Origin of the sequence: Ligilactobacillus sp. (genome assembly GCF_036846325.1) — a bacterium.
In the GTDB taxonomy this organism is placed as follows: domain Bacteria; phylum Bacillota; class Bacilli; order Lactobacillales; family Lactobacillaceae; genus Ligilactobacillus.
Window position 1 is genome coordinate 1969 of record NZ_DAIUCE010000013.1, and the last position, 11822, is coordinate 13790.

General features: G+C 45.1%; 12 protein-coding genes. 10 read left to right on the top strand and 2 right to left on the bottom strand.

Annotated elements, in window-relative coordinates; all coding sequences use genetic code 11:
• The coding region (locus V7Z60_RS02535) for a DUF3042 family protein (RefSeq protein WP_334116082.1) at positions 1-170 on the bottom strand (170 nt) is incomplete at its 3' end.
• A gap of 167 nt (positions 171-337) precedes the next feature.
• On the opposite strand from V7Z60_RS02535, the gene miaA reads away from it, so the two are divergent.
• The 4 genes from miaA to glnA all read left to right on the top strand — a co-directional run bounded on the left by miaA (position 338) and on the right by glnA (position 4390).
• Positions 338-1273 (top strand): tRNA (adenosine(37)-N6)-dimethylallyltransferase MiaA, encoded by a 936-nt coding sequence (gene miaA / locus V7Z60_RS02540; protein WP_334116044.1) that lies wholly within the window; start codon positions 338-340, stop codon positions 1271-1273.
• Positions 1274-1278: 5 nt separating this feature from the next.
• Entirely contained in the window at positions 1279-2541 is a 1263-nt protein-coding gene (locus V7Z60_RS02545; RefSeq protein ID WP_334116045.1) for a methionine gamma-lyase family protein, read from the top strand.
• A 91-nt stretch (positions 2542-2632) separates the two neighbouring features.
• Complete coding sequence (locus tag V7Z60_RS02550; RefSeq protein WP_334116046.1) at positions 2633-3019, top strand: MerR family transcriptional regulator; 387 nt, start codon at positions 2633-2635, stop codon at positions 3017-3019.
• A gap of 24 nt (positions 3020-3043) precedes the next feature.
• Entirely contained in the window at positions 3044-4390 is a 1347-nt protein-coding gene (gene glnA, locus V7Z60_RS02555; RefSeq protein ID WP_334116047.1) for a type I glutamate--ammonia ligase, read from the top strand.
• A 160-nt stretch (positions 4391-4550) separates the two neighbouring features.
• On the opposite strand, the gene V7Z60_RS02560 is transcribed toward glnA, so the two are convergent.
• Positions 4551-4820 carry a hypothetical protein gene (locus V7Z60_RS02560; protein WP_334116048.1) on the bottom strand — a complete coding sequence of 90 codons (270 nt, stop codon included), beginning with the start codon at positions 4818-4820 and terminating at the stop codon, positions 4551-4553.
• Positions 4821-5210: 390 nt separating this feature from the next.
• Here V7Z60_RS02560 and gmk point away from each other — a divergent pair, with 390 nt between their 5' ends.
• The 6 genes from gmk to rsmB all read left to right on the top strand — a co-directional run.
• The gene (gmk, locus tag V7Z60_RS02565; protein WP_334116049.1) at positions 5211-5837 is read left to right on the top strand and encodes a guanylate kinase; all 627 of its coding nucleotides are present in this window, start codon (positions 5211-5213) and stop codon (positions 5835-5837) included.
• Positions 5834-6049 carry a DNA-directed RNA polymerase subunit omega gene (gene rpoZ / locus V7Z60_RS02570; protein ID WP_334116051.1) on the top strand — a complete coding sequence of 72 codons (216 nt, stop codon included), beginning with the start codon at positions 5834-5836 and terminating at the stop codon, positions 6047-6049. The genes gmk and rpoZ overlap by 4 nt, the downstream gene beginning before the upstream one ends.
• Positions 6050-6137: 88 nt before the next feature.
• Entirely contained in the window at positions 6138-7328 is a 1191-nt protein-coding gene (gene coaBC, locus V7Z60_RS02575) for a bifunctional phosphopantothenoylcysteine decarboxylase/phosphopantothenate--cysteine ligase CoaBC (protein WP_334116052.1), read from the top strand.
• An 11-nt stretch (positions 7329-7339) separates the two neighbouring features.
• Positions 7340-9757, top strand: a complete 2418-nt coding sequence (priA, locus tag V7Z60_RS02580) for a primosomal protein N' (protein ID WP_334116053.1) — start codon at positions 7340-7342, stop codon at positions 9755-9757.
• A gap of 17 nt (positions 9758-9774) precedes the next feature.
• Complete coding sequence (fmt, locus tag V7Z60_RS02585) at positions 9775-10722, top strand: methionyl-tRNA formyltransferase (RefSeq protein ID WP_334116055.1); 948 nt, start codon at positions 9775-9777, stop codon at positions 10720-10722.
• The coding region (gene rsmB / locus V7Z60_RS02590; RefSeq protein WP_334116057.1) for a 16S rRNA (cytosine(967)-C(5))-methyltransferase RsmB at positions 10722-11822 on the top strand (1101 nt) is incomplete at its 3' end. The genes fmt and rsmB, both read left to right, overlap by 1 nt.

Consider the following 11822-nt stretch of genomic DNA (forward strand, 5'->3'; position numbering starts at 1 on the left):
TGGTGAGCAGAACGGCGCTTGCGCATTGCACGCTTGCGATGTTCATCTAAGATTGCCTCACGTTCCTCGATTGGTTCGACAACGGTCTTTTTGAATGCATAGACGCAACCTGCGACTGCGCTGATTGTAGCAATGGTACCGAAAACGAATCCCTTGCCAAATGATTTCATGGGTGATTCCTCCCTTGTTTTATTTACTACTATTATGAACGAAACTCGTAAAAAATTCCAGTTAAATCACTCAAAATCATAATTGCCTCTGACCGGAGAAATAATTTGTGAAATGTTGTAAAATAGTTGTTGTGAGTTGCTCAGAAATATTGCAAAGGAGAGTTCTGATGAAACAAAAGCTTCTTTCAATCGTTGGACCTACGGCGGTGGGGAAAACAGCTCTTTCGATCGAGTTAGCCAAAAGATATCAGGGCGAAGTCATTTCGGGAGATTCGATGCAGGTTTATCGAACGCTTGATATCGGAACGGCAAAGATAAAGTCTGATGAAATGCAGGGCATAAAACATCATTTGATTGATATTTTGGATCCTTCCGAGCGTTTTTCATGCGCTGATTTTATTTTACGATGCAAGGAAAGCTGCCAGGATATTTCCGAACGAAAAAATCTTCCGCTGCTCGTTGGCGGTACCGGATTCTATGTTCAGGCTTTGCTGGACGGATTCAAACTGGGGCAAGACGAATATTCAGCGGATGAAAAAGAAAGGACCCGATGGCATGACTATGCTAAAAATCATGGACGTCATGCACTGTGGAGCAAATTGAACGAAGTTGATCCGATTGCTGCTGCAAAGATACCGGTCGGAAATGAAGTGCGCGTTGTCAGGGCGTTGGAGGTTTATGAAAAGACGGGCAAGAAATTTTCTGAACAAAACGATGTTCATGACAGCGGGTTTGATGCTTTGATAATCGGGTTGACGACCGATAGAACGCTGCTTTATGAAAGAATCAATCAGCGGGTTGACTTGATGATGAAGCAAGGACTGGAAAAAGAAGCAAGAGGTCTGTATGAAGCAGGGGGATCCTTGCTTCCAGCCGGTAAAGGAATCGGATATAAGGAATTTTACTCCTATTTTGCCGGTGAAGGCACGTTGGAAGAAGCCGTTGATCTTGTTAAGAAGAATTCACGCCACTATGCTAAGCGTCAGCTGACATGGTTCAGAAACAAGATGGATGTCGTCTGGTTTGATCTGGTGCAGCATCCTGAGCAAATTAAGAATATATGTGCGGCCGTTGATGACTGGCTGCTCGATAAGGAAAGGTGAATGTAATGAATTCATGGAAAGATAAGTTTCCAAAGGACCTGCAGGAAAAGATTGCAGAAGTTGATGAGATGATTTCAGGCCGCTTGAACGAAATCACGGAACAGGAATTATACAATCAGCAGCGGGTTTTGGAACTTTACCGAAAACATCGTGTTGCTGAAGAGGATTTGGTCGGTTCGACCGGTTATGGATATGACGATGTCGGTCGTGACAAGCTTGAAGAAATTTTTGCCGAGTACTTTAAAACGGAAGATGCATTGGTAAGACCGCAGATCGTTTCCGGAACGCATGCAATCAAGACTTGTCTTTTTGGCGTCATGCGTCCGGGAGATACGCTTTATTATATGACCGGAATGCCATATGATACGATTCAGGAAGTGATTGGCATTGCCGGTGACAATCCCGGGACGTTCAAAGAATACGACATGCATTTTGAATGCACGCCGTTGCTTGAAAATGGTGAAGTCGACTATGAGGGCTGCGGAAAATTTCTTGAAGAACATCCGGACGTCAAGGTAATCGCACTGCAACGATCACGAGGCTATGCTACAAGGGACAGCTTTACGATTGAAAAGATCAGGCAGATGATTTCATTTATCAAAGAACGCGCTCCCAAGGCAATCATCTTTGTCGACAATTGTTACGGTGAATTTTCTGAAACTGAAGAGCCGACTTTCTTTGGAGCTGATTTGCTGGCGGGGTCTCTCTTTAAAAATGCAGGGGCCGGCATTGTCAAGGGCGGAGCATTCATTGTCGGTCGCAAAGACTTGATTGCTAAATGCGCCGCACATTTGATTGCTCCCGGATCGGGCAAGTCTGAAGGACCGACGTATGCATATTTAAGGGATTTTTATCAAGGATTCTTTATGGCTCCGCATACGACGGGGCAGGCAATCAAAGGCTCGATTTATGCTGCTGCCTTATTGGAAAAACTTGGCATGGACGTTTCACCGAAGTGGGATGCCCCGCGCACGGACCTGGTCCAAACGATTACGTTTGGGGCACGTGAGCCGATGATCAGGTTTTGTGCTGCAATTCAGCATAATTCGGCTATGAATGCCTTTGTGGATCCAGTTCCAAGTTATATGGACGGTTATGAAGACGAGATAATCATGGCATCCGGCAGCTTTACGGAAGGATCGACGATTGAGCTTTCGTCTGATGGTCCGCTGCGTGAACCGTATTGTTTGTATATTCAGGGCGGTTTGTCATATGAGCACGTAAAAAATGCGATTACTGAGGCTGCTTTTGAAACTTTTTACAAGTGAATGTGTTCATGTCATAAAAAGTGACATTAAAGGGTTGACAAGGACACATTAAGTTGTTATTATAAACTTGTAATTTTTAAGGAGGATGGATATGAAAGAAAAAGAACTGAGACGTTCTTTAGCCGTTCTTCCGATTGGAACGGTCATGAAGTTGACGAGTCTTTCAGCACGTCAAATCAGATATTACGAAGAACAGGGCTTGGTGATTCCCGAACGCAACGAAGGCAATCGCCGGATGTACTCTTTAAATGATATCGATACCTTGCTTGAAATCAAGGACTACTTGACTGAAGGCATCAACATGGCCGGTATAAAACACATTTACGAAGAACAGGCGAAAGAGGAAGCAGAAAAAAAGGCTCGTATGGAACAGCCTTTGACGGATGCTGATGTTCGCCGGATTTTGAGAGATGAGTTTCTTTCGGTTGGCGGTTTGAAGAAGGAAGATCAGTTTACTTTCCGCAATCGTACCCTCTAATACACTTACAAGGAGCAAACCGACATGGCAAAACCTAGCTACACAAAAGACGATATTCGTCGTATTGTTAAAGAAGAAAACGTTCAATTTTTGCGTTTGATGTTCACTGATTTGTATGGCACAATCAAGAACGTTGAAGTCCCTATCAGTCAATTAGACAAGCTGCTTGACAACAAGCTGATGTTCGACGGTTCATCAATTGATGGTTTCGTTCGTATTGAAGAAAGTGACATGTGGCTTTATCCAGATCTTTCGACATGGATGGTCTTCCCATGGGATAACGGTCACAATGGCAAGATTGCACGTGTCATCTGTGAAGTTTACAATGCAGATCGCACGCCGTTTATGGGGGATCCTCGTAACCAGTTGATGCATGTTCTTGACGAAATGAAGGAAATGGGCTTTACTGATTTCAATATTGGGCCTGAACCGGAATTCTTCCTGTTCAAACTTGACCCTGAAACAGGCAAGCCAACGACACATTTGAATGACCAAGGCAGCTACTTCGATTTGGCACCTGTTGATTTGGGTGAAAACTGCCGTCGCGACATCGTTCTTGAACTTGAAAAACTCGGCTTTGACGTTGAAGCTTCTCACCATGAAGTTGCTCCTGGTCAGCATGAAGTTGACTTCAAGTATGCTGATGCCCTGCATGCTTGCGACAACATTCAGACGTTCAAGCTTGTTGTCAAAACGGTTGCACGCAAGCATGGCCTGCACGCAACGTTCATGCCAAAACCGCTTGATCGCATCAACGGTTCCGGCATGCATATGAACATGTCCTTGTTTACAAAGGACGGCAATGCGTTCTTTGATGAAAACGGAGAAGACCAATTGTCACAAAACGCTAAGTACTTCTTGGGTGGCTTGTTGAAGCATGCACGCAGCTTTACGGCTGTTACAAACCCGACGGTCAACTCCTACAAGCGTCTGGTTCCTGGTTATGAAGCACCTGTTTACGTCGCATGGTCCGGTCACAACCGTTCACCTTTGGTTCGTGTTCCGATTGCACGCGGATTGTCAACACGTTTGGAACTTCGCAGCGTTGATCCTTCGGCCAACCCATATCTGGCGGTTGCCGCAATTCTCTCAGCCGGCCTGGATGGCTTGAGAAACAAGATTGAAGCACCAAAGGCAGTCGATCGCAACATCTATGCAATGGATGACGATGAACGCAAGGCAAACGGCATCGTTGATCTTCCTTCAACGTTGCATAATGCTTTGAAGGAATTGACGTCTGACGAAGTTATCAAGAAGGCCATGGGTCCGCACTTGTACTCTAACTTCGTTGAAGCAAAGCGTCTTGAATGGGCTGCATATCGCCAGGAAGTTTCTGAATGGGAACGTCAGCAATATCTTGAGCTTTACTAAAGAGAATTTGCATGATTCGGCATTGCCAGTCGGGTTTCAGTCAGTAATCTGAAAAAAATAATGGATATTACTTCAGTCATGCGGTTTCGCATGGCTGTTTTAATTTTCAGGTAATTTGTAAAAAAAACCCGTTGCCAAGTGCAGCGGGGGAAAGTTTTGTTCAGATGATTTGGCTTACTTTTTGTGACGTGTTTAAGGACAGTTCCTGGTTTTTCAAAGACAGGTAATTGATTTGCTCAATTTTGATCGGATATCCCAGACCGTGGTCAGCTTTATTTTTGAGAAGGATTGCATCGGTGCGTGAATGCAGCAGGGTGATTGTTCCGCTGACCTCTTCGATTTCTCCGTCTGTCCAGTTAAGCTGCAAGATGACCTCTCGCTTGGTTTGAGCGGCTTTGTTGATGAACAGACGCAACTGTTCTTTTGGCATTCTTGGTTCTCTTTTGATATCGTTGCCGTTTTCGAAGATAGTTTTGAATGTCTGCCTGATTTTAGATATTTTCTCTTGAGAAAGGAATGTTTTAAGCATATTTCTGATCCCCCTTAAAACCCAATAGGAACATTTGTTTACCATAAGCTTATTATATAAACGTAAGTTCGAAAAATCAAGAAGAAAACAAAAATATGTTCATTTATTTTGAATGGGGGAATTTTGGCAAGGATGTTTGTTGATTTTCCCTGTTTGCGAAAATCCTTAAATTAAAATTAAAAAACAAGTTAAAATATGTAAAAATGCGACAAATATCCGCTGATGGGTTGAAAATACTTCGTAAAAAGTGCAATATAATAATTAATACTATTTTTGGAGGGGTTAACAGCAATGGCTAAAAGAGGTATGCTGATCGTCCTGTCAGGTCCGTCCGGCGTCGGTAAGGGCACTGTTCGAAAAGAAATTTTTTCTCAAGACGATAACAACTTTCACTATTCAATTTCGATGACGACGAGGAAGATGCGTCCCGGTGAAGTAAACGGAAAAGACTATTATTTTGTTTCGAAAGAAGAGTTTGAAAAAGAAATTGAGTCCGGCGGCATGCTTGAATATGCCAAATATGTTGACAACTACTATGGAACACCGTTAAAATACGTTAATGAGATGTTGGATGCGGGCAAGGACGTTTTTTTGGAAATCGAAGTCAATGGTGCGATGCAGGTTCGCAAGAAAGCTCCGGACGGCTTGTTCATCTTTTTAACGCCGCCTGATTTGATGGAACTGCGTCAACGCATCGTCAATCGTGGAACTGACGATCTTGAAACGATCGATAAGCGAATGAAAAAGGCCGTCGATGAAATCGAAATGATGCAGAATTATGACTATGCGGTCGTTAATGACGAGGTGCCGAAAGCAGCCGAAAAAATCAAAACGATTATCCGTGCCGAACGTTGGCGCGTAAAGCGTTTCTTGCCTGATTACAAAAAACAACTGAAACTGGAGGAAACGGAGATATGATTTTATATCCATCAGTTGATGCGTTGCTTGAACGCGTCGATTCACGCTATTCGCTTATTTTGCTTGCTTCCAAGCGTGCACATGAATTGGATGCCGGTGCATCCCCGATGCTTGAAGAAGGCGAGTATAAATCAGTTAAAAACGTTGGTCGTGCTTTGGAAGAAGTCGTGGCCGGAAAACTCAGGATTAAATCTGAAGGTCAGGAAGGCTGAGAGCGTTTCAAGAGACTAAGCAATTTCTTAGTCTCTTTTTTTGCGCCTCAATGTGGTAAAATTAAAACATGAATGAGGGGGGCTTATTTTGACTTCAAAACACGTAGCATTTTATATTACAGGCGGAATTGCAGCGTATAAGGCTGCTTATTGCGTCAGAGAATTTGTAAGGCATGGATATGAAGTTCGGTGCGCAATGACGAAAAATGCGGCTGAATTCGTAAGTCCGCTGACGTTTGAAACTCTTTGCAAAAGCAAAGTCATGTTGGATTTGTTTGATCAGAATAATGATTCTCCGGTTGCACACATCGATCTTGCCGACTGGACCGATCTGGCAGTCGTCGTTCCGGCAACGGCCGATATTATCGGAAAAATGGCAAACGGAATCGCGGATGATGCGGTTTCAACTTCTTTGCTTGCAACGGCTGCGCCTGTCTTCGTCGTTCCGGCGATGAATGAGAAAATGTTGACAAATCCGGCGGTCAAAAGAAATCTGGACCGTTTGAAAGAGGACGGCATTGAGATTATTGAGCCTGATTACGGCTTTTTGGCGGAAGGCTATTCCGGCAAAGGGAGAATGAAAGAGCCTGAGGAAATTTTTGCATATGTTGATGAAAAATGCAGAGCTGAGCAGCGAGTTGATCTCAGAGGGGAAAAAATCATCGTCACTGCCGGCGGAACTGTCGAACCAATCGATCCGGTGCGTTTTCTGACGAATCGTTCGAGCGGCAAAATGGGCTATGCGCTGGCTGAAAATGCGGCTGCATCTGGTGCTGACGTCACGCTCGTTCACGGCCCGGTCAGCTTGGCAGATATTCCCGGCATTGAGATGGTCGAAACGGTTACTGCCGATGAGATGGCCGCAGAAGTTCTGAAACGTTACGGAGAAGCCGACGTCGTAATCATGGCGGCTGCAGTTGCTGATTATCGTCCGGAGAAGTTTTATGACGAAAAGGTCAAAAAATCTGACGGAGACTGGAATCTCAGGCTGGTTCGAAACGTTGACATCTTAAAGCTTCTGGGCGAAAGGAAAACAAGGCAGAAACTAGTCGGATTTGCGGCCGAAACAGAAAATCTGCTGGAAAACGCTCAAAATAAACTGATTGAGAAAAACGTCGACCTGTTGGTCGCAAATGACGTTTCAAGAACGGACGTCGGCTTTGGTTCTGATGAAAACGAGGTTTTTCTGCTGTTCAAGAACGGTAGGAAAAAGAAAATTTCCAAGACTTCCAAAGAAAGAATCGCACAGGACATCTTGAGCGAGCTGGCGGATTTATAAGGGGTGAACGGATGAGTCTTTACGCACAAGTCATCGTTGACGTTCCGACGATGCAGACGAACAAGCCCTATACTTATCTGGTTCCGGGCGAACTGGAAGAACAGATTCAAGCAGGAATGCGCTGCATTGTTCCTTTCGGAAAAGGATCGCGCAGGATACAGGGATTCGTGCTTGACGTATCAAACAAAAAACCGGATGAGGATTTTGAAATCAAGAAAATAATCTCCCTGATGGATCTTGCACCGGTTTTAAACGAAGAAGCCCTGCAGCTTGCGGACTGGATGGCAAATTACACGTTTTCCTTCAAAATCTCATGTCTGCAGACGATGCTGCCGAACGTGATGCGTGCCGGTTATGAAAAGAGCGTTCGTTTGCTGGATGAAAACGTCGAACCGGAAATCAAGGCATTGTTTGATCAGGACAACCTTTTGGCATTTGACGACAAGATGGATGCGGAAATCAGGCGGAAGATTTACGGACTGCGCAAAAAAGACAAAGTTGAAATCGTCTACCACGTAAATGACAGGGCACGAGTCAAGGAAACCGAATTTATCAAGTCAAAAATCACGGCAGAAAACTTCTCTGCATTTTCAAATGCTCAAAGAAAGACTGCAACCAAAAAGAAAAGGATGCTTGAAAAGCTTTTTGATCTGGGAAATGATACAGTTGAAAGGATAAAGTTTCAAAAACAAAACGGCTTCACCTCAAATGATGTTAAACAAGCTGAAAATTCGGGATGGCTGAGCCTTGATTCAAAAGAGACATACCGGACCCCTTCGGAAAATGCAAAGGTCGAACCGACATTGCCAAGGAAACTGACGGATGAGCAAAGCGTTTGCGTTACAAGAATAAACCAGGCAATCGATCAAAAAGAAAGCGAAGTATTCCTGCTTCAGGGCGTGACCGGAAGCGGTAAGACTGAAGTTTATCTTCAAACAATCGCCCATGCACTCACTCTTTCAAAAAAGGCCTTGATGCTTGTTCCGGAAATTTCTCTGACGCCGCAGATGGTCCGGCGCGTCAGGGAACGTTTCGGTCCCAAGGTCGCAATGCTTCACAGCGCACTTTCTGACGGTGAACGTTTTGACGAGTGGCGCAGAATCGAACGTGGCGAGGCACAGGTTGTTGTCGGGGCACGCTCGGCCGTTTTTGCGCCACTTGACCGAATTGGCGTGATCATTATGGATGAAGAGCATGAAACCAGTTATAAACAGGATGAAATGCCACGTTATAATGCCCGCGAAGTGGCGATTTGGCGCGGAAATCATCATCATTGCCCGGTTGTGCTGGGATCTGCGACGCCTTCCCTGGAGTCGAGGGCACGCGGACAGAAGAACGTCTATCAGCGCTTGCTTTTGACAAAACGCATAAACGGACAGCCGATGCCGCACGTAGAACTTGTTGACATGCGTGAAGCCTTGAAAAGTGCGCCTTCGCCTGATTTTTCAGCTGAATTGCTGGAGAAGATCAAAGAGCATCTTAAAAGAGAGGAACAAGTTGTCCTGATGCTCAATCGAAGAGGATACTCTTCATTTGTCATGTGCCGGGAATGCGGATTTGTCCTGAAGTGTCCTAATTGCGACATTTCATTGACGCTTCATATGGATACGCACAGCATGAAGTGCCACTATTGCGGACACGAGGAGGCAATTCCAGGAATTTGTCCGAGCTGCCGAAGCAATAAGATACGCTATTATGGAACGGGCACGCAAAAAGTCGAAGAACAACTGCATGAATTGCTTCCTGATGCCAGAGTTTTGCGCATGGACGTTGATACTACGAGGCGAAAAGGCGCGCATGAACGACTCCTTGAGCGTTTCAGCCGGCACGAGGCCGATATTTTGCTGGGAACGCAAATGATTGCCAAGGGCTTGGATTTTCCCAACGTCACGCTCGTTGGCGTCTTAAATGCCGATACTGCCCTGGGACTGCCTGATTTCAGATCAAGCGAAAAGACTTTTCAGCTTTTGACGCAGGTCAGCGGTCGTGCCGGACGTGCTGAGAAAAACGGTGAAGTCATGATCCAGACATTTAACAAGGAGCATTATGCGATTCAATTGGCGTGCACACAGGAATATGAGCGCTTTTATGCTTATGAAATGCAGCTCAGGCATCGTCTGGGATATCCTCCGTATTATTTTACGGTCAAAATTACCGCAAGCTACGACAACGAGGCTGATGCCTGTCGAAAAATGTACGAGATAAGAAGAGAGCTGAGCGATGTCCTGAGCGAATCTGCAAAGATTCTTGGTCCTACTCCAAAGGCCATTATGCGCGTGAACAATCGCTACTACTACCAGCTTGTGATTGAATATAAAAAGGAACCCCGACTTGAAGAGTATTTGCAGGATCTTTTGGTCAGAAGTCAGACTGATGAATCGAAAGGTTTGAAATTGATTATTGACCGTGATCCGATCAGTTTTATGTAACAGGAAGGAAATTGAAAATGACATCAATTATTTTTATGGGAACGCCGAAGTTTTCCGCACCGATTTTAGAAGGACTGATTGAGAAAGGATATGACGTGAAAGCCGTCGTGACCCAACCGGATCGATATGTCGGGCGCAAGCACGTTTTGACTGCCTCTCCGGTTAAGGAAACTGCTGAAAGACACGGGATAGAAGTCCTGCAGCCGGAAAGAATTTCCGGAAGCGCTGAAATGGAACGGATTATTGAATTGAAACCAGATTTAATCGTCACGGCCGCATTTGGTCAGTTTTTGCCGAATAAGCTGATTGAAGCTGCAAAAGTGGCTGCAATCAACGTGCATGGATCGCTTTTGCCAAAATATCGCGGCGGTGCTCCTGTACAGTATGCGATTATGAACGGCGACGATGAAACAGGTGTGACGATCATTTACATGGTCAGGAAAATGGACGCCGGCGCAATGCTTGCGCAAGCCAGGATGCCGATTGAAGAAAATGATGATACAGCAAGCGTTTTTGAAAAAATGAGCATTCTCGGTCGAGATACTTTGCTTGAAACGATTCCCGGGATTTTGAACGGAACAATCGAACCGATTGAGCAAGATGAAGAAAGGGTTGTTTTTTCTCCGACCATCAAGCCGGAAGAAGAAGAACTGTCGCTTGAATCAACCGCTTGCGAGCTTGATTGGAAAATCAGGGCACTGCGTCCGAGTCCGGGGGCTTATTTTGCTGACTTTTTGGGCAGGCGCACGAAACTTTGGAATATTTCCGTTTTGGATGAAAAAACTGCATTTGCCAGCGGGACGGTCGTTGAAGCAGGAAAGCACGTTTTGAAGATGGCAGCAGCAAACGGTACAGTTTACCGTATAAATGAGCTGCAGCCGGCCGGAAAACCGAAGATGAAGGCAACGGATTATCTGAACGGAATCGGCAAGGGGCTTGAGGTCGGACAAAAGGTGATTGTTTAATGAAAAAACTTGATGGAAATCCGCGCTTTTTGGCGGTCAAACTGTTGGAGCGAATCGAAGGAAACGGCTCATATTCCAACCTGGCATTGAATCAGACAATTGAAAAAAGCCAGCTTGATGAAAGAGACGTCAATCTTTTGACAAACATTGTCTATGGAGTCATTCAGCGAAAGCTTACCTTGGAATTTTATCTTGACGGTTTCATAAAGAACAGGCGCAAGGTAGAGCCGTGGGTTTACGAACTTTTGAAAACAGCGCTTTATCAGCAGCTGTATCTGGACAAGATTCCGAAACGTGCCGTTTTCAATGAAACGATTGAAATTGCAAAGGTCAACGGTCACGAAGGAATCAGACGCTTTGTGACAGGAATCTTGCACGAAATCGAGCGCAAGGGATTGCCCGATCCGAGCGATATTACAGATTCGGCGGAAAAAATCAGCATTGAATCGAGCACGCCGAAATGGCTTGTTGAAAAGCTGACTGAAGAGCTTGGCTTTGAAAAAACCGTTAGTCTCTTAAAATCGATCAATCAGCCTCCAGCACAGAGCATTCGGGTCAATCTTGCTAAAAATACAGTTCAGCAAGCCGTCTTTGCATTGGAAAAAGAGGGTTTCAAAGTTTCAAAAAGTCTTGTTTCGCCGCTTGGACTGCGCGTAAGCGGCGGTTTTATTCCGCACAGCGATTCTTATAAAAGAGGCTTGGTGACTGTTCAGGACGAAAGTGCCATGCTTGCAGCAGATTCGATGAACGTCAGGCCAACGGACGTTGTTTTGGATGGATGTGCTGCTCCGGGCGGAAAAACGATGCAGATTGCCGCTGCCCTCGACAGCGGAAGGGTGTACGCTCTTGACATCCATGCTCATAAAGTCGGATTGATTAAAAAGAATGCTGAACTTTGCGGCGTAACCGGGCATGTGACGGCTAAAAAAACAGATGCCAGAAAAGCAAGGGAGGAATTTGCAAAGGAAAGCTTTGACAAGGTTTTGATTGATGCGCCATGTTCAGGACTCGGACTGATGAGAAGAAAGCCTGAAGTAAAATATGACAAGCATTTTGAAGATTCGCTTTCTTTGCATGACGTTCAAGTCGAGATTCTCGAT

Excerpts from the sequence above, each read along its gene's own strand:
- V7Z60_RS02545 (WP_334116045.1), top strand. The coding sequence starts at position 1,279 with ATGAATTCATGGAAAGATAAGTTTCCAAAGGACCTGCAGGAAAAGATT.
- fmt (WP_334116055.1), top strand. The coding sequence starts at position 9,775 with ATGACATCAATTATTTTTATGGGAACGCCGAAGTTTTCCGCACCGATT.
- rpoZ (WP_334116051.1), top strand. The coding sequence starts at position 5,834 with ATGATTTTATATCCATCAGTTGATGCGTTGCTTGAACGCGTCGATTCA.
- miaA (WP_334116044.1), top strand. The coding sequence starts at position 338 with ATGAAACAAAAGCTTCTTTCAATCGTTGGACCTACGGCGGTGGGGAAA.
- priA (WP_334116053.1), top strand. The coding sequence starts at position 7,340 with ATGAGTCTTTACGCACAAGTCATCGTTGACGTTCCGACGATGCAGACG.
- gmk (WP_334116049.1), top strand. The coding sequence starts at position 5,211 with ATGGCTAAAAGAGGTATGCTGATCGTCCTGTCAGGTCCGTCCGGCGTC.
- V7Z60_RS02560 (WP_334116048.1), bottom strand. The coding sequence starts at position 4,820 with ATGCCAAAAGAACAGTTGCGTCTGTTCATCAACAAAGCCGCTCAAACC.
- glnA (WP_334116047.1), top strand. The coding sequence starts at position 3,044 with ATGGCAAAACCTAGCTACACAAAAGACGATATTCGTCGTATTGTTAAA.
- V7Z60_RS02550 (WP_334116046.1), top strand. The coding sequence starts at position 2,633 with ATGAAAGAAAAAGAACTGAGACGTTCTTTAGCCGTTCTTCCGATTGGA.